16 protein-coding genes are annotated in these 19949 nt (G+C 68.0%); 13 read left to right on the top strand and 3 right to left on the bottom strand.

The window, feature by feature from the left end; translation table 11 throughout:
* Positions 1 to 325, top strand: a 325-nt coding sequence (locus F1599_RS09925; protein ID WP_317845739.1) for a helix-turn-helix domain-containing protein, incomplete at its 5' end; no start/stop codon positions are given.
* A gap of 78 nt (positions 326 to 403) precedes the next feature.
* Here F1599_RS09925 and F1599_RS09920 read toward each other — a convergent pair.
* Entirely contained in the window at positions 404 to 1105 is a 702-nt protein-coding gene (locus F1599_RS09920) for a fumarylacetoacetate hydrolase family protein (RefSeq protein WP_150082931.1), read from the bottom strand.
* 356 nt (positions 1106 to 1461) lie between these two features.
* On the opposite strand from F1599_RS09920, the gene F1599_RS09915 reads away from it, so the two are divergent.
* Positions 1462 to 2559: a Bug family tripartite tricarboxylate transporter substrate binding protein gene (locus F1599_RS09915; protein ID WP_223819557.1), complete on the top strand. Its 1098-nt coding sequence runs from the start codon at positions 1462 to 1464 to the stop codon at positions 2557 to 2559.
* A 114-nt stretch (positions 2560 to 2673) separates the two neighbouring features.
* Positions 2674 to 4494: an IlvD/Edd family dehydratase gene (locus F1599_RS09910; protein WP_223819556.1), complete on the top strand. Its 1821-nt coding sequence runs from the start codon at positions 2674 to 2676 to the stop codon at positions 4492 to 4494.
* Between the two features lie 142 nt (positions 4495 to 4636).
* On the opposite strand, the gene F1599_RS09905 is transcribed toward F1599_RS09910, so the two are convergent.
* Positions 4637 to 5533: a LysR family transcriptional regulator gene (locus F1599_RS09905; protein ID WP_150082930.1), complete on the bottom strand. Its 897-nt coding sequence runs from the start codon at positions 5531 to 5533 to the stop codon at positions 4637 to 4639.
* A gap of 279 nt (positions 5534 to 5812) precedes the next feature.
* On the opposite strand from F1599_RS09905, the gene F1599_RS09900 reads away from it, so the two are divergent.
* The 3 genes from F1599_RS09900 to F1599_RS09885 all read left to right on the top strand — a co-directional run bounded on the left by F1599_RS09900 (position 5813) and on the right by F1599_RS09885 (position 9636).
* Positions 5813 to 6757 (top strand): dihydrodipicolinate synthase family protein, encoded by a 945-nt coding sequence (locus tag F1599_RS09900; protein WP_150082929.1) that lies wholly within the window; start codon positions 5813 to 5815, stop codon positions 6755 to 6757.
* A 125-nt stretch (positions 6758 to 6882) separates the two neighbouring features.
* Positions 6883 to 7926, top strand: a complete 1044-nt coding sequence (locus F1599_RS09895) for a Bug family tripartite tricarboxylate transporter substrate binding protein (protein WP_150082928.1) — start codon at positions 6883 to 6885, stop codon at positions 7924 to 7926.
* A 162-nt stretch (positions 7927 to 8088) separates the two neighbouring features.
* The gene (locus tag F1599_RS09885) at positions 8089 to 9636 is read left to right on the top strand and encodes a UxaA family hydrolase (protein WP_150082927.1); all 1548 of its coding nucleotides are present in this window, start codon (positions 8089 to 8091) and stop codon (positions 9634 to 9636) included.
* A gap of 153 nt (positions 9637 to 9789) precedes the next feature.
* Here the strand turns inward: F1599_RS09885 and F1599_RS09875 are convergent, their stop codons facing one another.
* Positions 9790 to 10617 (bottom strand): HAD-IIB family hydrolase, encoded by an 828-nt coding sequence (locus F1599_RS09875; RefSeq protein WP_150082926.1) that lies wholly within the window; start codon positions 10615 to 10617, stop codon positions 9790 to 9792.
* Between the two features lie 220 nt (positions 10618 to 10837).
* Here F1599_RS09875 and ugpB point away from each other — a divergent pair, with 220 nt between their 5' ends.
* The 7 genes from ugpB to F1599_RS09840 form a co-directional block, all read left to right on the top strand.
* Positions 10838 to 12169 (top strand): sn-glycerol-3-phosphate ABC transporter substrate-binding protein UgpB, encoded by a 1332-nt coding sequence (gene ugpB / locus F1599_RS09870; RefSeq protein ID WP_149319131.1) that lies wholly within the window; start codon positions 10838 to 10840, stop codon positions 12167 to 12169.
* 166 nt (positions 12170 to 12335) lie between these two features.
* Positions 12336 to 13217, top strand: a complete 882-nt coding sequence (gene ugpA, locus F1599_RS09865; protein ID WP_149319130.1) for a sn-glycerol-3-phosphate ABC transporter permease UgpA — start codon at positions 12336 to 12338, stop codon at positions 13215 to 13217.
* A gap of 36 nt (positions 13218 to 13253) precedes the next feature.
* Positions 13254 to 14102: a sn-glycerol-3-phosphate ABC transporter permease UgpE gene (gene ugpE / locus F1599_RS09860; RefSeq protein ID WP_149319129.1), complete on the top strand. Its 849-nt coding sequence runs from the start codon at positions 13254 to 13256 to the stop codon at positions 14100 to 14102.
* Positions 14103 to 14200: 98 nt separating this feature from the next.
* Complete coding sequence (locus tag F1599_RS09855; RefSeq protein WP_150082925.1) at positions 14201 to 15313, top strand: sn-glycerol-3-phosphate import ATP-binding protein UgpC; 1113 nt, start codon at positions 14201 to 14203, stop codon at positions 15311 to 15313.
* Between the two features lie 97 nt (positions 15314 to 15410).
* A complete protein-coding gene (gene ugpQ / locus F1599_RS09850) occupies positions 15411 to 16154 on the top strand; it encodes a glycerophosphodiester phosphodiesterase (RefSeq protein ID WP_223819558.1) in 744 nt (247 codons plus the stop codon).
* Between the two features lie 416 nt (positions 16155 to 16570).
* Positions 16571 to 19423: a 2-oxoglutarate dehydrogenase E1 component gene (locus F1599_RS09845; RefSeq protein ID WP_149319126.1), complete on the top strand. Its 2853-nt coding sequence runs from the start codon at positions 16571 to 16573 to the stop codon at positions 19421 to 19423.
* A gap of 203 nt (positions 19424 to 19626) precedes the next feature.
* Positions 19627 to 19949: biotin/lipoyl-containing protein (locus F1599_RS09840; RefSeq protein ID WP_317845738.1), on the top strand; the 323-nt coding region annotated here is incomplete at its 3' end.

The raw sequence follows: 19949 nt of genomic DNA, 5'->3' as shown, positions 1-19949 counted from the left end.
GCCGGGCTACGGCGGCCGCATGGCGCCGGCGGGGGCGTTTGGCACCCCGGGCACCGCGGGCACCCCCGGCATGGCGGGCTTGGCGGGCTCGGCTTCGGCCGCCGCGCCCGCGCCCGGCTGGGAAACCCTGCTGGCGTGCGAGGCCCGCGCGATGCTGGAGGCGGGCCAGCCCGAGGTGATGGACGCGCTCACGCGCCGCTTCGAGAAGGCGGTGCTGGAGGCCGCGCTGGGCGTCACCCGCGGCCGCCGCGTCGAGGCCGCGACCCGGCTCGGCATCGGCCGCAACACCATCACGCGCAAGCTGCAGGAACTGGGCTTCGATTGAGCGGCGCGAGCGATCGCGCAATACAAAACGCCACGGTGCAAGCCGTGGCGTTTTTGTTCGGGAGGTCCGCGTCGGAGTTCAGCCCCGGCGCGCTCCAACCGTGAAGGCGAACTCGCCCAGTCCCGCCACGCCGCCGCGCACCGCATCGCCCGGCTGCAGCTTGCCGACGCCGGCCGGCGTGCCGGTAAAGATCAGGTCGCCGGGAGCCAGCGCCACGCTCTGCGAGATATAGGCGATGACATCGGCCACCGGCCAGATCATCTCGTTCAGGTCGCCCTGCTGGCGCACCTCGCCGTTGACCTCGAGCCAGATGCGGCCCTGGGCCGGATGGCCGACCGCGCCGACTGGCTGCAGCGGCCCGCACGGACCGGCCGCGTCGAAGGCCTTCGACCAGTCCCACGGCCGGCTCATCGATTTGGCGACGTCCTGCAGGTCGCGGCGCGTCAGGTCCACGCCGACGCCATAGCCCCACACATGCTCCAGCGCGCGCTCGACGGCGATGTCGGTGCCGCCCTTGCCGATCGCCACCACCATTTCGATCTCGTGGTGCAGGTTGTCGGTCAGCGGGGGATAGGGCACGGTCCCTTGCGCGGGCACCACCGCATCGGCCGGCTTGGTGAAGAAGAACGGCGGCTCGCGGTCCGGATCCTTGCCCATCTCGCGCGCATGGGCGGCGTAGTTGCGTCCCACGCAGAACACGCGGCGGATGGGGAAGCGGGCGTTGCTGCCGGCGACGGCCACGCTGGCCTGCTCGACGGGCGGAATCACGAATTCGGTCATGGTGTGATGGGATGAAGAAGGGATGCGGGGCGTCAGGCGATATCGACCACTGGACGATATTGGCGATATCGCAAGACGGCGAAATCGGCGACATCGACAGGATCGGAGCCGATTGTACTGAGCAGGACTCGCAATATGAAACGAATCATTTTGGGGCTGAGCATCGAAAACTCAGATGGATGATGCGCGGACCGGGCTGGCCCCAAACCAAAATAATTTTTTGGTTAATCGGTGCGGCAACCGCTTCTTCCGCGTCCCGCTCGTCTCCACACTTGCCGTCACGGCGACCCGTGCCTCCATGCGTTCGCACGCGAGGCACGAGGACCGCGCCGGCATAACGAGATCAGGAGACCGCCATGACCACCAAGCCGCCTCCGGCATCCAGCGCCACATCCCGCCCAACATCCCGCCCAACATCCCGCCCAACATCCCGCCCAACATCCCGCGCCGCAGCCCGTCCGGTACTCCGCCGAACCTGGCTGCGCGCCGGCCTGCTCGCGCTGTCCGCGCCGCTGTGGGCCGCGCTCGCGCCCGCCGCCCTGGCCGCCTACCCGGACAAGCCGGTGCGCCTCGTGATTCCTTATCCGCCGGGCGGCGCCACCGACGTGATCGGCCGCATCGTCGCCGCCCGGCTCGGCGAGGCGCTGGGCCAGCAGGTCGTGGTGGAGAACCGCGGCGGCGCCGGCGGCAATATCGGCGCCGAGGCCGTGGCCAGGAGCGCGCCGGACGGCTACACGCTGCTGATGGGCGCGCTGACCTCGCATTCGACGATGGCCACGCTGGAGAAAGGGCGGCTGCGCTACGATCTGCTGAAGGACTTCGTGCCGGTGATGGTGGTCGGCTCGGTGCCGCTGGTCGTGGTGGTCAATCCGCAGCTGCCGGTCACCACGCTGCAGCAGTTGATCCAGTACGGCAAGGCCCATCCGGGCAAGCTGAACTATGCGAGCTCGGGCGCCGGCGCGCCGCAGCGGATGGCGGCCGAGATCTTCCGCAAGGAGGCAAGCATCGACATGGTGCACGTCCCCTACAAGGGCAGCGGCCCGGCGATGACCGACCTGGTCGCCGGGCAGGTCAACATGATGGTCGAGACCGTGCCGGCGGCGCAGCCCTTCATCAAGAGCGGGCAACTGCGGCCGGTTGCGGTGGCGGCGGCAAAACGGATCTCGATGCTGCCCGACGTGCCCGCGGCCGGAGAGAGCGGCATGCCGGCGCTCGACGTCAGCTCGACCTTCGGCGTGCTGGCGCCGGCCGGCACGCCGGCGCCGGTGGTGCAGCGCCTGAATGCCGCGCTGGCGAAGATGCTGGAGATGCCGGCGGTCAAGGCGCAGTTCCTGCAGCAGGGCGTCTACGCCTTGCCCCCGACCTCGCCCGACAAGGCCGCCGAGCGCCTGCGCGACGAGGTGACCCGCTGGCAGAAGGTCATCACCGAGGCCGGCATCGAGTCGGATAGCTGAGGCCCGGCGCGGGCCCGATGCCACGCCTCCCATGCCACTGCACCGACCCCGCCTCCAGGCAACGACGCAAGCAACGACGAAAGCAACGACGAAAGCCACGACCAATCAACGACGATGAGCACCACGCCCAGCAATCCCGCAACCCCCAAGTCTCCCGCATCCACCGATGACAGCCAGCGCGACACCGGAAGCGATACCCGCAGCGATGTTCGCCCCGACGCCGGCCTGCGCAAGGGCCTGACCAACTACGGCGACCAGGGCTTCTCGCTGTTCCTGCGCAAGGCCTTCATCAAGGGCTCCGGCTATACCGATGCCGCGCTCGACCGGCCGGTGATCGGCATCGCCGATACCGGCAGCGCCTTCAATCCCTGCCACGGCAACATGCCGCAGCTGATCGAGGCCGTGAAGCGCGGCATCCTGCTGGCGGGCGGGCTGCCGATGCCGTTTCCGACCATCTCGATCCACGAGAGCTTCGCCGCGCCGACCAGCATGGTGCTGCGCAACCTGATGTCGATGGATACCGAGGAGATGATCCGCGCGCAGCCGATGGATGCGGTGGTGCTGATCGGCGGCTGCGACAAGACCGTGCCGGCGCAGCTGATGGGCGCGGCCTCGGCGGGCGTGCCGGCGATCCAGCTGGTGACCGGCGCGATGCTGACCGGCTCGCATCGCGGCGAGCGCGTGGGTGCCTGTACCGATTGCCGCCGCTACTGGGGCAAGTTCCGCGCGGGCGAGATCGACGCGCACGAGACCGCGCAGGTCAACGACCAACTGGTGGCCAGCGTCGGCACCTGTTCGGTGATGGGCACCGCCAGCACGATGGCCTGCCTGACCGAGGCGATGGGCATGAGCCTGCCCGGCGCCGCCACGCCGCCGGCCGTCACCGCCGACCGCATCCGCATCGCCGAACTGACCGGCACGCGCGCGGTGGCGATGGCGCGCGAGCGGCTGACCATCGACAAGGTGCTGACGCCGGCCGCGTTCGAGAACGCGATGCGCGTGCTGCTGGCGATCGGCGGTTCGACCAACGGCATCGTGCATCTGGCCGCGATCGCGGGACGCATGGGCCTGGACATCGACATGCAGGCGCTGGACCGCATGGGCCGCGAGACGCCGGTGCTGCTCGACCTGAAGCCCAGCGGCCAGCATTACATGGAGGACTTCCACAAGGCCGGTGGCATGGCCACGTTGCTGCGCGAGCTGCGGCCGCTGCTGCGGCTCGACGCGCTGACCGTGACGGGACGCACGCTGGGCGAGGAACTCGATGCCGCCGGGCCCGGCTTCGCGCAGGACGTGGTGCGCCCGATCGCCGATCCGATCTATCCGCAGGGCGGCATCGCCGTGCTGGGCGGCAACCTGGCGCCGGGCGGCGCGATCATCAAGCAGTCCGCCGCCGACGCCGCGCTGATGGAGCACGAGGGCCGCGCGGTGGTGTTCGAGAACTCGCAGGACCTGGTCGAGCGCATCGACAGCGACGATCTCGACGTCAACGCCGACGATGTGCTGGTGCTGAAGAACATCGGTCCGAAGGGCGCCCCCGGCATGCCGGAGGCGGGCTATATCCCGATCCCGCGCAAGCTGGCGCGCGCCGGGGTCAAGGACATGGTGCGCATCTCGGATGGACGCATGAGCGGCACCGCGTTCGGCACCGTGGTGCTGCATGTCACGCCGGAGGCCGCGGTGGGCGGACCGCTGGCGCACGTGCGCACCGGCGACCGGATTCGCCTGAGCGTGAGCCGCCGCGAGCTGAGCCTGCTGGTGGCGGAGGACGAGCTGGAGCGGCGCCGTGCGGCCAATCCGGTGCGCGAGCCCAGCGCGCCGCGGGGCTACCTGAAGCTGTTCCTGCAGACGGTGACGCAGGCGGACCAGGGCGTCGATTTCGACTTCCTGCGCGCCGCCGAATCGCGCGGCAAGACGCCGCAGGCGCCGGAGTAGATTGCAGGTCGATAGAAGTCGCCGCGGCGCGGGCGGCCCCTGGGCTGCCCTTGGCGTTCCCCTTGGCGCCGCCATGGAGCGCCACCCTTAGCGTCTCGCTAGCGCACCCTTCGCGCCCGGTGAGCACACCGTTAGCGCCCAGTTAGCGCCCAGTTAGCGCCCCTTGGCGCTGCCCGGTCGCGCTCGCCGCATGCTCGAGCAGCGTGCGCGCCAGCGCGCCGTGCGCGGCGTGCGGCGACCACAGCAGGCCGACCTGCCGCACCGGCGCGCGGCCCGGCAGCGCAATGCGCGCGACGCGAATGCCTTCGGGCCAGGGCGGTGTCCAGTCCGGTACCAGCGACACGCCGATGCCCTGGTGCACCATCGTCGCGATCGCGTTCAGCGCATCGATCTCGAGCCGCTCGTGCGGCACGATGTTGTGCTCGTGCAGATAGCGGTCGGCCACCATGCCGCCCCACATGCCGCGGTCGTAGCGGATGAAGGGCTCGGTGGCGAGCAGTTCGTGCGCGCCGCGCTCGGCCATCGATTCGGGCGCCAGCACGATGAACGGTTCGCGCACCAGCACGTGCCACTCGAACGCCTTCGGAATCGCGAACTGCGGCGCCACGATGATGCCGGCATCGAGATCGCCGCCGACGATCCGGCGATACAGGTGCGAGGACGAACCCGGTTCGACGAAGATCTTCAACCGGGGATGCGCGGCGTAGACGCGCTTGAGGATCGGCGGCAGCAGACCCGTCAGCGCCGAGGTCGACACGCCGAGCCGCAGTTCGCCCAGCAGGCTGTCGTCGTGCGCGACCGCGTTCAGGTCGCGCACATCGCGCACCACCGCGCGCGCCTTCGGCAGGATGCGCAGCCCGCCCTGGGTCGGCACCACGGTGCGTCCGGCGCGCTGCACCAGCGGCGTATCCAGCGATTCCTCCAGCGCCTTGACGCGCGCCGCAATGGCGGCCGGCGTCAGGCCCAGGCGCCGTGCCGCTTCGGCGAACGAGCCATGCTCGACCACGGCGACGAAACTCTGCAGGTAGCGAATGTCCACGGCGGGGGAGGCCTCTTGTTGTCGTAGGGAGTCGTAAGGGGGCAGCGGGACGCAGCAGCACGCAGCGGGGCGTAGCGGCGCGGCAGATGTTAGCAAAGCGCGGTCGGGATACCGGGCTGTTCGCCCCGGTGGAACCCAAAAAACATTATCGTTTGAAGCAGCCGTTCGATGCTGTTTTCGCGGATGGGCGGTTCCTAGAATGGCCCCATTCCTTGATCGCCATTCGTCGAGCCCGATCCATCGGGCCAGCCGCCCAGGCGCCCATCCCCGGAGACAGCCATGACCCAGTCCGCCCGCCCGCGCGGCGTCTTTTCCCCCGTGCTCACGCCGTTCACCGACGGCTATGCGCCCGACGCGCGGCGTTTCGTGCGGCATTGCCGCTGGCTGATCGAGCAGGGCGTCGGGCTGGCCGTGTTCGGCACCAATTCCGAGGCCAACTCATTGTCGCTGGACGAGAAGCGCGGCCTGCTGGACCGGCTGCTGGACGCAGGCATTCCGCCGGATCGCCTGATGCCCGGCACCGGCGCCTGCGCGCTGCCGGACGCCATCGCGCTGACGCGCCACGCGGTCACCGCGGGCTGCGCCGGCGTGCTGATGCTGCCGCCGTTCTACTACAAGGGCGTCAGCGACGATGGCCTGTTCCGCGCGTTTGCCGAGGTCATCGAGGCAGTGGGCGAGGCGGTCGGCGATGCGCGGCTGCGCGTCTACCTGTATCACATCCCCGCGGTCAGCCAGGTGCCGCTCGGCCTGGACCTGATCGACCGGCTGCTGACCGCTTATCCGGGCATCGTCGCCGGCATCAAGGACAGCTCCGGCGACCTTGCCAACACGCGTGCCATGATCGAGCGCTTCGGCGCGCGCGGCTTCGATGTCTTCGCCGGAACCGAGGCGATCCTGCTGGAAACCATGCGTGCGGGCGGGGCGGGCTGCATCACGGCCACCGGCAACGTCAATCCCGCGCCGATCGTCGACCTGTACGCCAACTGGCAGGCGGCCGATGCCGATGCGCGGCAGGCCGCGCTGAACCGCACGCGCGCGGCCTTCCAGCAGTTCCCGATGATTGCCGCGATGAAGGAAGCGATCGCGGTGCAGAGCGCCGACGGCGGCTGGCGCACGGTGCGGCCGCCGCTGACCGAGCTGCAGGAAGGGCAGCGCGCGCTGCTGGGTCAGGCGCTCGATGCGCTGGGCTTTGCGATGCCGGGGGCGGAACGGCTCGCGGCCTGATTGCATCCGCATCTCGGCGCCGACTCGGGCACCGAACCGGGCTTCGATCCGAGTTCCGACCCGGGTATGCCACGGCATGCCAGAAACCCGCACAACAACATACAACGACACCCCAGGAGACGACCATGACCTTCACCAACCAGCCATGCCGGCCATCCCGGCGCATCGCCGGCCTTTGCCACACCCTGTACGCCCGAGCGGCCGGATTGGCCACGACGGCCCTGATGGCCCTGATGGCCCTTGCGGCCGGCCCCGCCGCGGCCGCCACCGACGCCTTTCCCAGCAAGCCGATCCGCGTGGTGGTCGGCTTCGCGCCCGGCGGCGGCGCGGACATCGTCGCGCGCCAGCTCGGCGCGCAGCTGTCGAAACAGATGGGTCAATCGGTGGTGGTCGAGAACCGGCCCGGCGCGACCGGCACCATTGCCGCGTCGAACGTCGCGCAGTCGCCGGCGGACGGCTATTCGATGATGCTGGCCTCGCAGTCGACCATGGTGATCGCGCCAAGCATGTACGCGAAGCTGCCGTTCGATCCGCTGAGGGACTTCATTCCGGTGACGCAGGTGGTATCGATGCCGCTGGTGATGGTGGTCAATCCGTCGGTGCCCGCCACCACGGTGAAGGAGGTGGCCGAGCTGGTGCGTGCCGGCAAGCTGACCAGCTATGCCTCATCCGGACCCGGCGGCCCGCAGCATATCGCCGGCGAACTGTTCAACACCATGAGCGGCATCAAGCTGACGCACGTGCCTTACAAGGGCGAGTCGGCCGCGCTGACCGATGTGATCGCCGGCAATGTGCCGGTGATGTTCGCCAACGTGCCGGTGGCGGCGCCGTTCATCAAGTCGGGCAAGCTGAAGGCGATCGCGGTCTCGAGCCTGGCCCGCGCCCCGAGCCTGCCGCAGGTGCCGACGGTGGCCGAAGCGGGGCTGAAGGATTTCGAGGTGCTGACCTGGTACGGCTTGTTCCTGCCCGCCAGCACGCCGCGCCCGATCGCCGCGCGCATCAGCGACGAGGTCGCGCAGGCGCTGAAGGAGCCGGGCCTGCGCGCCAAGTTCGCCGAGCAGGGCCTGAATATCCTGGGCACCAATCCCGAGCAGTTCGGCAAGTTCATGACGGGCGAAGTCCCGAAATGGGCGGCGGTGGTGAAGGCGTCGAATATCCGGCCGGAATAAGCCCGACCCCGCCTTCGCGCCGAAACGCCGGACGCCAAACGCCAAACGCCAAACGCCAAACGCCAAACGCCAAACGCCGAAGCGCCGAAGCGCCGAAGCGCCGAACGCGGGTCTCTATCCCAATCCCATTTCTCTGACACGCAACACGGAAACAAGCGCCGTATGGAAGCTCGCCACGACAAGACCCTGCTGGGCCCCTGCATCCGCCTGCATCCCGCCGACAACGTCCTGGTCGCGCGCATGGATGTCGGCATCGGCGCGCAGGTGCCGGGCCAGCCCTGGACCACGCGCGCCCAGGTACCGGCCGGCCACAAGATCGCCGCGCGGGCCATCCGCGCCGGCGAGCCGATCGTCAAGTACAACGTCTGCATCGGCTTCGCCGCGACCGACATCGCGCCGGGCAGCTATGTCCATTCGCACAACGTCAGCTTCCAGGAGTACGAGCGCGACTACGCCTATTGCCGCGACTATGTGCCGGTGGAGCGCGTGCCGGCGTCGCGCCAGGCGATGTTCGACGGCATCGTGCGAGCCGATGGCCGCGTCGCGACGCGCAACTATGTCGGCATCCTGTCGACCGTCAACTGCTCGGCCACCGTGGTGCGCAAGATCGCCGAGTGGTTCACGCCCGAGCGGCTGGCCGACTATCCGAATGTCGACGGCGTGGTGGCCTTCAGCCATTCGCTGGGCTGCGGCATGGAGATGACCGGCGAGCCGATGGACCTGCTGCGGCGGACCATGGCCGGCTACGCGCGCCATGCCAACCTTGGCGGCGCGCTGATCGTCGGGCTGGGCTGCGAGCGCAACCAGTTGAAGGGCCTGCTGGAGACGCAGTCGCTGCAGGACGGCCCCTTGCTGCGCACCTTCGTGATGCAGGACAGCGGCGGCACGCGCAAGACCATCGAGGCCGGCATCGCCGCGGTGATGGCGCTGCTGCCCGAGGCCAACCGCGTCGAGCGCCGGCCGGTGCCGGCCAGCCACCTGACCGTCGGCCTGCAGTGCGGCGGCTCGGACGGCTTTTCGTCGATCACCGCCAATCCGGCGCTGGGCGCCGCGGTGGACCTGCTGGTGCGCCACGGCGGCACCGCGATCCTGTCGGAGACGCCGGAGATCTATGGCGTCGAACACACGCTGACGCGGCGGGCGGTCAGCCGCGCGGTCGGCGAGAAGCTGGTCGAGCGGATCCGCTGGTGGAAGGACGAGTATTCGGTCGGACGCGATGTGCAGATCAACGGGCAGGTCAGCCCCGGCAACCAGATGGGCGGGCTGGCCAACATCTTCGAGAAGTCGCTGGGCTCGTCGATGAAGGGCGGCACCGGGCCGCTGATGGCGGTCTACCGCTATGCCGAGCCGGTGACCGAGCACGGCCTGGTCTTCATGGATACGCCGGGCTATGACCCGGTGTCGGCCACCGGGCAGATCGCCGGCGGCGCCAACCTGATCGCGTTTACCACCGGGCGCGGCTCGATGTTCGGCGCCAAGCCGGTGCCCAGCGTCAAGCTGGCCACCAACTCGCCGATGTACCGCCGGCTGGAGGAGGACATGGACCTGAACTGCGGCACCATCCTCGACGGAGAGAAGACCATCGAGCAGGTCGGCGAGGAGATCTTCCAGCTGATGCTGCGCACCGCGTCGGGGCAGCGTTCGAAGAGCGAGCTGCTGGGGCTGGGCGACAACGAGTTCGTGCCCTGGCACATCGGCATCATGAGTTGATGCCAGAGGCCGGAGGCCGGTGTCGGCGCCGGGCCGGGCGGCGGTGCGGTAGTACGGTAGTACGGCGGTGCGGCGGTGCGGCGGTGCGGCGGTGCGAACGTGCGGTGGCGCGGCAGTGCGCCAGTGCGGCAGGGCCCCTGGGCGGCTCGGCGCCTAGCCGGCGTCCCGCGCCGCCAGCAGCGCGTCCACCATCTCGGCAAAGCCTTCGCCGCCGGCGGCCTCGGTCACATAGGCCGGCGGCACCGGCAGCAGCGGCAGGATCTCGCGCACATTGGCCACGCCGACGGAGAGCGGGAAGTGGGCGAACATCGCGGCGTCGTTGGCCGAATCGCCGATGAACACCCATTCGTCGCGCTGGGCGTCCAGGTCGGCGCCGAGCAGTTCGGCCGCGCACAGGCGGCTGGTGCTGAGCTTGTCGTGCCGGCCGAACCAGCCGTTGACATGGATCGAGCTGACGGTGGCGGTCATGCCGGCCTCGCGCATCAGCGCGACGATGCGGTCCACCGCCGCGGGCGGCAGCGGCGCGACATCCTCGGCATGGTCGATCGCCAGGTCGGCCGCGTGCCAGTGCTGGTCGGACGCCAGCGCGCAGCCGGGCACCTCCCGCAGGATCCGCTGCGCCAGTTCGTCGATGCGCCGCAGGTTGCGCGCGCGCGTTTCGGCGTCGTCGATGAAGCGCGTGACCAGGCGCCCGTCGCGCAGGTGCGAGTAGAACGCGCCGTTCTCGCCGATGATCGCGTCGACCGGCCACAACCGCGTCAGGATTTCCGCCCAGGCGATGCAGCGCCCGGTGACCGGAATCACCTGCAGGCCCGCGTGCCGCAGGCGTTCGATGGCCAGATAGGTCTGCGCCGGCAGGCGGCCGGCGGTGGTCAGCGTGCCGTCGATATCGGTCAGCACGCCGCGCACGCGGCGCAGCGCCGCGGCGGGCAGCGCAGCCGGAAAGACGGGGAGGTCGGGGAGGGTTTGCGGGGTCGGCATGGCGGCGCATTGTACCTCGCAAGTTGCGTCGCCTAAGCTATGTCACGGCGCTGTCATCTTGCCTTCGCCCGGGGCCGATTGGGCCCGAAGCCGCGTGGACATTGGTAGAAACGCTCGGTTTCTCGGCGCGCGCTGGCGGAGTAACATCCGCTTGTCACAAAAAATGCATACATTCAGCCGGTTTCCGACTGGATGACGCAATAAACGAGGAGAGCCGTCGATGACCATCCCCCGCACCATCACCATCAAGCTTGCCGCCGCGGCCGCCGCCGTGGCCGCGCTGTCCGCCACCGGCGCCGCGCACGCCGCCGTCGAAGTGCAATGGTGGCATGCCATGCAGGGCGCGTTGAACGACAAGGTCAACGAGGTTGCCAGCAAGTTCAACGCCAGCCAGACCGAGTACAAGATCGTGCCGGTCAACAAGGGCAACTACGATGAAACCCTGGCGGCCGGCATCGCCGCCTTCCGCGCCGGCGGCGCGCCGGCGATCCTGCAGGTGTTCGAGGTCGGCACCGCCACCATGATGAGCGCCAAGGGCGCGATCAAGCCGGTCTCGACCGTGATGAAGGAAGCCGGCGAGAAGTTCGATCAGAAGGTCTACATCCCGGCGGTGGCGGGCTACTACACGTCCGCCAAGGGCGAGATGCTGTCGTTCCCGTTCAACAGCTCGACCACGGTCTTCTACTACAACAAGGACGCCTTCAAGAAGGCCGGCCTCGATCCCGAGAAGCCGCCCAAGACCTGGCCCGAGGTGATGCAGTACTCGGCCAAGATCAAGGCCTCGGGCGGCAACTGCGCCTACACCACCGACTGGCAGGGCTGGGTCCACCTGGAGAGCTTCTCGGCCTGGCACAACACGCTGTACGCGACCAAGAACAACGGCTTCGGGGGCACCGATACGCGCCTGGTGTTCAACAGCCCGCTGCACGTCAAGCACATCTCGAATCTGCAGGACATGGTCAAGAAGGGCTACTTCAGCTACGGCGGCCGCAAGGCCGAGTCGGGCGCGAAGTTCTTCAACGGCGAATGCGCGATGTTTACCGGCTCGTCGGCGACGCTGGCGAACGTGCGCAAGAACGCCAAGTTCGCGTTTGGCGTGTCGCAGCTGCCGTACTACCCGGACGTGCCGGGCGCCCCGCAGAACACCATCATCGGCGGTGCCTCGCTGTGGGTGATGGCCGGCCGCAAGCCCGAGGAATACAAGGGCGTGGCCAAGTTCTTCACCTTCCTGTCGCGCCCGGAGATCCAGGCCGACTGGCACCAGGCCACCGGCTATCTGCCGGTCACGATGGCGGCGTATGAGCTGACCAGGAAGTCCGGCTTCTACGAGAAGAATCCGGGCGCCGACGTGTCGGTGCAGCAGATGGTCGTCAAGACCACCGACAAGTCGCGCGGCGTGCGGCTGGGCAATATGGTCCAGGTGCGCACCGTGGTCGACGAGGAACTGGAAGCGGTCTGGGCCGGCAAGAAGGAGCCCAAGGAAGCCCTCGATACCGCGGTCAAGCGCGGCAACGAGCTGCTCGAACGCTTCCAGCGCACCGCCAAGGAATAAGCGGCGGCCAGCGGGCGGCGGCCCCTTCCGGTTTGCCGCCCGCGATTCGTTCCGGCTTCTGCCGCCGCGCCGCCGTGCCGCCGTACCGATGCGGCGGGCGGCCGGTCCGAGGCAGGTCCAATTTCCCCCGGGGCGCCGCGACGGCGCTCCTTTGTTCTCGCCACGCATGGAAAAACGCGTCGTCTTCCGTTCGCCCTGGCTGCCGTATCTGCTGGTGCTGCCGCAGATCGCGATCACGCTGATCTTCTTCTTCTGGCCCGCGGGCCAGGCGCTGTACCAGTCGGTGCTGCAGCAGGACGCCTTCGGCATCAGCCTCGAATATGTCGGCGCGGCCAACTTCATGACGCTGTGGAACGACCCGAACTACATCGAGTCGTTCCGCGTGACCGCGATCTTCGCGGTCGGGGTGGCGCTGCTGGGCATGTCGTTCGCGCTGCTGCTCGCCTATTTCGCCGATCGCGCGCTGCGCGGCGCGGTCGCCTACAAGACGCTGCTGATCTGGCCCTATGCGGTGGCGCCGGCGGTGGCCGGCGTGCTGTGGATGTTCCTGTTCAATCCGACGCTGGGCATCGTCTCGTACGTGCTGCGCCAGATGGGCGTGGACTGGAACTTCCTGCTCAATGGCGACCAGGCCATGCTGCTGGTGATCATCGCCGCGGCGTGGAAGCAGGTCAGCTACAACTTCCTGTTCTTCCTGGCCGGGCTGCAGAGCATCCCGCGCTCGCTGATCGAGGCCGCCGCGATCGACGGCGCCGGTCCGTGGCGCCGCTTCTGGTCGATCGTATTCCCGCTGCTGTCGCCGACCACCTTCTTCCTGATGGTGATCAACGTGGTGTACGCGTTCTTCGACACCTTCGCCATCATCGACGCGGTGACGCACGGCGGGCCGTTCAATTCGACCAACACGCTGGTCTACAAGGTCTATCACGACGGCTTCCGCGGCATGGACATCGGCGGCTCGGCGGCGCAGTCCGTGATCCTGATGGCGATCGTGATCGCGCTGACGGTGGTGCAGTTCCGCTACGTCGAGCGGCGCGTCCAGTATTGAACGTCGACGAATGCAGACCGCAGACAGGTATCCCTCATGGTAGAACGGCGTCCCTTCCTCGATTTCCTGACCCACGTGGTGCTGATCATCGGCATCCTGATCGTGGCCTTTCCGGTCTATGTGACCTTCGTCGCCTCGACGCTGACCGCGGAGGAGGTGCTCGACGCGCCGATGACGCTGATTCCCGGCCCGCACCTGCTGGAGAACTACCGCACCGTGCTGTTCTCCGGCGTCGGCGTGGCGGCGGCCCCGGTGTCGACCATGCTGATGAACAGCATGATCATGGCGCTGGGCATTTCGCTGGGCAAGATCGCGATCTCGATCATCTCGGCCTTCGCGGTGGTGTACTTCAAGTTCCCGCTGCGCAAGACCTTCTTCTGGATGATCTTCATCACGCTGATGCTGCCGGTCGAGGTGCGCATCCTGCCGACCTACGAGGTGGTGTCGGACCTGGGCATGCTCGACAGCTATGTCGGCCTGACGGTGCCGCTGATCGCGTCGGCCACCGCGACCTTCCTGTTCCGGCAGTTCTTCCTGACCGTGCCGGACGAACTGGCCGAGGCCGCGCGCATCGACGGGGCGGGGCCGATGCGGTTCTTCCTCGACGTGCTGCTGCCGCTGTCCAAGACCAGCATCGCGGCGCTGTTCGTGATCCAGTTCATCTACGGCTGGAACCAGTACCTGTGGCCGCTGTTGATCACCACGCAGAAGTCGATGATCCCGGTGGTGGTCGGCGTCACGCAGATGATCTCGCGCTCGGGCGATGCCGCCACCGAGTGGAACCTGGTGATGGCGACCGTGCTGCTGGCGATGATCCCGCCCGCGGTGGTGGTGATCCTGATGCAGAAGTGGTTTGTGAAGGGATTGGTGGAGACCGAGAAGTAGCGGAATCCCGCACTGTGTTCCTCGCCTTTCCCGTACCCGGGGAGAGGGGAAAGCCTACCGACAAAGATCGGGCAACACCCATCGAACAACAGAAACACATGGCAAAACTGTCGCTCCGAAACGTACAGAAGACCTACGCCGGCAATGTCGCCGCCGTGCATGGCATCGACATGGAGATCGACGATGGCGAGTTCATCGTGATCGTCGGCCCGTCGGGCTGCGGCAAGTCGACGCTGCTGCGGATGGTCGCGGGGCTTGAGACCATCACCGGCGGCGAGGTCCATATCGGCGATCGCGTGGTCAATCGGCTGGAGCCGGCCGAGCGCGATATCGCGATGGTGTTCCAGAACTACGCGCTCTATCCGCACATGACGGTCTACGACAACATGGCGTACGGCCTGAAGATCCGCGGCATGCCGAAGGCCGAGATCGAACAGCGCGTGCGCCATGCCGCCGGCATTCTCGAGCTGGCGCCGCTGCTCGAGCGCAAGCCGCGCCAGCTGTCGGGCGGCCAGCGCCAGCGGGTGGCGATGGGACGCGCGATCGTGCGCGAGCCGGCGGTGTTCCTGTTCGACGAGCCGCTGTCCAACCTGGACGCCAAGCTGCGCGTGCAGATGCGGCTGGAACTGAAGGAGCTGCATCGGCGCCTGCGCACCACCAGCCTCTATGTCACGCACGACCAGGTCGAGGCGATGACGCTGGCCGATCGGATGATGGTGCTCAACGGCGGACGCGTGGAGCAGATCGGCACGCCGCTCGAGGTCTATGCGCGGCCGGCCAGCATCTTCGTTGCCGGCTTCATCGGCTCGCCGCCGATGAACCTGATTCCGGTGCAGCGCAACGAGGCGGGGCAGGGCACGGTGCCATCGGATGCGCAGATGCGTGTGCTCGGGCCGGACGGCCAGCCATCCGAGGCCACGCTGGGCCATCTGCCGATGGGCCTGCATCTGCCGCAGCAGGCGCTGCTGGGTTTGCGGCCCGAGCATGTGGAACCGTGCGCCCCGCACGAAGCCATCGCGCAGATCGACGTGCGCGTGGTCGAGGCGCTGGGCGCGGACTCGTTCGCCTACGGCACGCTCGGCGGCCAGCAGGTGGTGGTCCGGCTCGACGGCCATATGCAGGTGCGGGCGGGCGAGAAGCTGCCGGTCACCGCATCGAGCGAGCACCTGCACTTCTTCGACCACGCCAGCGGCAAGCGGATCGAGGCCTGAGATGGCAGCCGAGCGCCAGTCCACCGAAGCGGAGACCGCAGCCGGCCAAACCGCAGTTGCTCGGACCGCGGCGGCCGGGACCGCAGCCGCCGGCACGCTGCCGCCCTGGCCCTATCCGCGCACGATCGCCCATCGCGGCGCCGGCAAGCTGGCGCCCGAGAACACGCTGGCGGCCTTCCGCCACGGCGCCTCGTTCGGCTATCGGATGTTCGAGTTCGACGTCAAGCTGTCGGCCGACGGCAAGGCGGTGCTGCTGCACGACGCGACGCTGGAGCGCACCACCAGCGGCCGCGGCCGCGCCGATGCGCTGACGCTGGGCGAGCTCGCCCAGCTCGACGCCGGCAGCTGGCACAGCCCGGCCTATGCCGGCGAGCCGATCCCGACGCTGGCGGCGATCGCGGCCTACACGCGCGCCAACGGCCTGCACGTCAATATCGAGATCAAGCCGGTGCCGGGCACCGAGACCCGCACCGGAGCGGCGGTCGCGCTCGACGCGCTGGCGCTGTGGGCTGGCGCCGCCGTGCCGCCGCTGCTGTCGTCGTTCTCCGAGGCGGCGCTGGAAGCCGCGAGCCGGGTCGCGCCGGACCTGCCACGCGCGCTGCTGCTCGACACGCTGCCTGCCGACTGGCTGGACCGGCTGGCGCGGCTGGGCTGCGTCGCGCTGGACGCCAATCATCGGGAACTGAATCAAGATGTGATTGAAGCGGCGCACGGGGCCGGCTATCGGGTCGCCTGCTATACCGTCAACGAGCCTGACCGTGCCGCGGCGCTGCTGGGGTGGGGCGTCGACGCGGTGATTACCGACGCGGTCGACCGGATCCCGCCGCGCGACGGAACATGAAACGGTGAAAGCGGTAAAGGCGGAGCGGTAAAGGCGGAGCGGTAAAAAGCAGAATGAAAGCCGTCTGAAAGAAAGCGACGGCATTTCGCAACAGCCATTCCCCGTTGCGAACGGGGTTTTCGGCTGGGAAAACCGGCAAGGCGCGCAATACCGCGGGAAATCGTTGGATCGGTGTTGCACTACCGGAAAAGAGCGGTGGACGTTTGCGCAAACGTGCTATTCTTACGCGCAGTGAAGACTTAGGTCCTTCCCCGCACAACTTGCCCTTCCGGGCTTCTGCGCGCCGGCACCCCAGTGGTGCCGTTTGCTTAGGGGCCTTCAAGAGTTGTTTGCAATCCGCTAACCGGTCAAGCCGTGTCGCGGAAGGTTGATAAACCCGCTTAACTTCGGCATACCCGAAGAATAGTGAGCGCCCCATGATGCAGCAGTATCAGAGCAATTCGTACCTCTTCGGCGGCAACGCGCCGTACGTGGAAGAGCTGTACGAAGCCTACCTCCAGAATCCCGCCTCCGTCCCCGACAACTGGCGCGCGTACTTCGACGCGATGCAGAACGTGCCGGCCGCGAACGGCACCGCCTCCCGAGACATTCCCCACGCACCGATCGTCGCCTCGTTCGCCGAGCGCGCCAAGCAGGGCCCGATCCGCACCATCGTCGCCTCGGCCGATGCCGACATGGGCCGCAAGCGCGTCGCCGCGACCCAGCTGATCGCCGCCTACCGCAACATCGGTTCGCACTGGGCCGACCTCGATCCGCTCAAGCGCCAGGAGCGTCCGCCCCTGCCGGATCTGGATCCCGCCTTCTACGGCTTCTCCGAGGCCGACCTCGACATCGTCTTCAATGCCAGCAACACCTATTTCGGCAAGGAGTCGATGAGCCTGCGCGAGCTGCTGCAGAACCTGCGCGAGACGTATTGCAGCAGCATCGGCGCCGAATTCATGTACATCAGCGACCAGGCGCAGAAGCGCTGGTGGCAGGAGCGCCTGGAGTCGACGCGCGCCCGTCCGGTGTTCACGGCCGAGAAGAAGAAGCACATCCTCGAGCGCCTGACCGCCGCCGAAGGCCTGGAGCGCTTCCTGCATACCAAGTACGTCGGCCAGAAGCGCTTCTCGCTGGAAGGCGGCGAGAGCTTCATCGCCGCGATGGACGAGCTGATCCAGCGCGCAGGCAAGCAGGGCGTGCAGGAAATCGTCATCGGCATGGCCCACCGCGGCCGCCTGAACGTGCTGGTCAACACGCTGGGCAAGATGCCCGCCGACCTGTTCGCCGAATTCGAAGGCAAGCACGTCGACGATCTGCCGGCAGGCGACGTCAAGTACCACAAGGGCTTCTCCAGCGATGTGTCGACGGAAGGCGGCCCGGTCCACCTGTCGCTCGCCTTCAACCCGTCGCACCTGGAAATCGTCAACCCGGTGGTCGAGGGCTCGGCCAAGGCGCGCCAGGAGCGCCGCGGCGAAGCCGGCCATCGCGAGGTTCTGCCGGTGCAGGTGCACGGCGACGCGGCCTTCGCCGGCCAGGGCGTCGTGATGGAAACGCTGAACCTGGCCCAGACCCGCGGCTACGGTACCGGCGGCACGATGCACATCGTGATCAACAACCAGATCGGCTTCACCACCTCGGACCCGCGCGACGCCCGTTCGACGCTGTACTGTACCGACGTGGTCAAGATGATCGAAGCGCCGGTGCTGCACGTCAACGGCGACGATCCCGAGGCCGTCGTGTTCGCGATGCAGCTGGCGGTCGACTACCGCATGGAGTTCAAGAAGGATGTCGTCGTCGACATCATCTGCTTCCGCAAGCTGGGCCACAACGAGCAGGACACCCCGGCGGTCACGCAGCCGCTGATGTACAAGAAGATCTCGGCGCACCCGGGTACCCGCAAGGTGTACGCCGACAAGCTGGCCACGCAGAACGTGGTGCCGGCCGACTTCGGCGACGAGCTGGTCAAGGCCTACCGCGCCGCGATGGACGCGGGCAAGCACACGGTCGATCCGGTGCTGTCGAACTTCAAGAACAAGTTCGCCGTCGACTGGATGCCGTTCCTGAACCGCAAGTGGACCGACGCCGCCGACACCGCCGTGCCGGTGACCGAGCTCAAGCGCCTGGCCGAGCGGATCACCACGATCCCCGAACAGTTCAAGCTGCATCCGCTGGTCGAGAAGGTGATCAAGGACCGCGCCAACATGGGCCGGGGCGACCAGCCGCTGGACTGGGGCATGGGCGAGCATCTGGCCTTCGCCTCGCTGGTGGCATCGGGCTATCCGGTGCGCATCACCGGCCAGGACGCCGGCCGCGGCACCTTCACGCACCGCCACGCCGTGCTGCATGACCAGAACCGCGAGCGCTGGGATGCGGGCACCTACGTGCCGCTGCAGAACGTGTCGGAAGGCCAGGCCCCGTTCACCGTGATCGACTCGGTGCTGTCCGAGGAAGCGGTGCTGGGCTTCGAATACGGCTACTCGACCGCCGAGCCGAACGCGCTGGTGATCTGGGAAGCCCAGTTCGGCGACTTCGTCAACGGCGCGCAGGTCGTGATCGACCAGTTCATCTCGTCGGGCGAAGTCAAGTGGGGCCGCGCCTCGGGCCTGACGCTGATGCTGCCGCACGGCTACGAAGGCCAGGGCCCGGAACACAGCTCGGCGCGCATCGAGCGCTTCCTGCAGCTGTGCGCGGACCACAATATGCAGGTCTGCCAGCCGACCACGCCGGCGCAGATCTTCCACCTGCTGCGCCGCCAGATGATCCGGCTGTTCCGCAAGCCGCTGGTCATCATGACGCCGAAGTCGCTGCTGCGTAACAAGGACGCGGTGTCGCCGCTGTCGGATCTGGCCAAGGGCCATTTCGAGACCGTGATCGGCGAGCACGAGGAACTGAACGCCAGCAAGGTCAAGCGCGTGATCATGTGCTCGGGCAAGGTCTATTACGACCTGGTCGCGACGCGCAAGGAGCGGGGCGCCAGCGATGTCGCCATCATCCGCCTCGAGCAGCTCTATCCGTTCCCGCACAAGGCGGTGGCCGCCGAACTGAAGAAGTATCCGAATGCCACCGAGATCGTGTGGTGCCAGGACGAGCCGCAGAACCAGGGCGCCTGGTTCTTCGTCCAGCACTACATCATGGAGAACATGACGGAAGGGCAGAAGCTGGGCTACGCCGGCCGTCCGGCGTCGGCTTCCCCGGCCGTGGGCTACTACGCCAAGCACAACGAGCAACAGAAGGCGCTGCTGGACGCGGCGTTCTCCAAGCTCAAGGGCTTCGTGCTGAGCAAGTAAGCGCCAGTGCGGGCAGGGCGCGCCGTTGGCGGGCCCTGCCGTGCTGCGCTTGCCGCTTTGCTTGCACCTGCGCCCCGCAATCCCCGATCGCATCGCATTGCTTCGAACCGCATCGGACCGCGCCAGTCGCTCCCTTGATCACGACTGCGCCGGTTCGCCCCGAATACCGCTGAATACACGCATCTAGCGAGGAAACTCCCACCATGGCCATTGTTGACGTCAAGGTCCCGCAACTGTCCGAATCCGTCGCCGAGGCGACCCTGCTGAACTGGAAGAAGAAGCCCGGTGAAGCGGTCGCGCAGGACGAAATCCTGATCGAAATCGAGACCGACAAGGTCGTGCTCGAAGTGCCGGCACCCTCCGCGGGCGTGCTGTCGCAGATCGTCAAGAACGACGGCGACACCGTGACGGCCGATGAAGTCATCGCCAAGATCGATACCGAAGCCACCGCCGGCGCCGCCGCTCCGGCCGCCGCCGCGCCGGCCCCGGCCGCTGCTCCGGCACCGGCTCCGGCCGCCGCACCGGC

This window comes from Cupriavidus cauae, assembly GCF_008632125.1.
GTDB classification, from domain to species: domain Bacteria; phylum Pseudomonadota; class Gammaproteobacteria; order Burkholderiales; family Burkholderiaceae; genus Cupriavidus; species Cupriavidus cauae.
Note: the sequence above shows the minus strand (reverse complement) of the source record. Positions and strands in the feature narration are given on the sequence as shown.

Bases quoted from the DNA above. Each gene is read 5' to 3' on its own strand.
- F1599_RS09920 (WP_150082931.1), bottom strand. From the start codon at position 1,105: ATGACCGAATTCGTGATTCCGCCCGTCGAGCAGGCCAGCGTGGCCGTC.
- F1599_RS09915 (WP_223819557.1), top strand. From the start codon at position 1,462: ATGACCACCAAGCCGCCTCCGGCATCCAGCGCCACATCCCGCCCAACA.
- F1599_RS09910 (WP_223819556.1), top strand. From the start codon at position 2,674: ATGAGCACCACGCCCAGCAATCCCGCAACCCCCAAGTCTCCCGCATCC.
- F1599_RS09900 (WP_150082929.1), top strand. From the start codon at position 5,813: ATGACCCAGTCCGCCCGCCCGCGCGGCGTCTTTTCCCCCGTGCTCACG.
- F1599_RS09895 (WP_150082928.1), top strand. From the start codon at position 6,883: ATGACCTTCACCAACCAGCCATGCCGGCCATCCCGGCGCATCGCCGGC.
- F1599_RS09885 (WP_150082927.1), top strand. From the start codon at position 8,089: ATGGAAGCTCGCCACGACAAGACCCTGCTGGGCCCCTGCATCCGCCTG.
- F1599_RS09875 (WP_150082926.1), bottom strand. From the start codon at position 10,617: ATGCCGACCCCGCAAACCCTCCCCGACCTCCCCGTCTTTCCGGCTGCG.
- ugpB (WP_149319131.1), top strand. From the start codon at position 10,838: ATGACCATCCCCCGCACCATCACCATCAAGCTTGCCGCCGCGGCCGCC.
- ugpA (WP_149319130.1), top strand. From the start codon at position 12,336: ATGGAAAAACGCGTCGTCTTCCGTTCGCCCTGGCTGCCGTATCTGCTG.
- ugpE (WP_149319129.1), top strand. From the start codon at position 13,254: ATGGTAGAACGGCGTCCCTTCCTCGATTTCCTGACCCACGTGGTGCTG.
- F1599_RS09855 (WP_150082925.1), top strand. From the start codon at position 14,201: ATGGCAAAACTGTCGCTCCGAAACGTACAGAAGACCTACGCCGGCAAT.
- F1599_RS09845 (WP_149319126.1), top strand. From the start codon at position 16,571: ATGATGCAGCAGTATCAGAGCAATTCGTACCTCTTCGGCGGCAACGCG.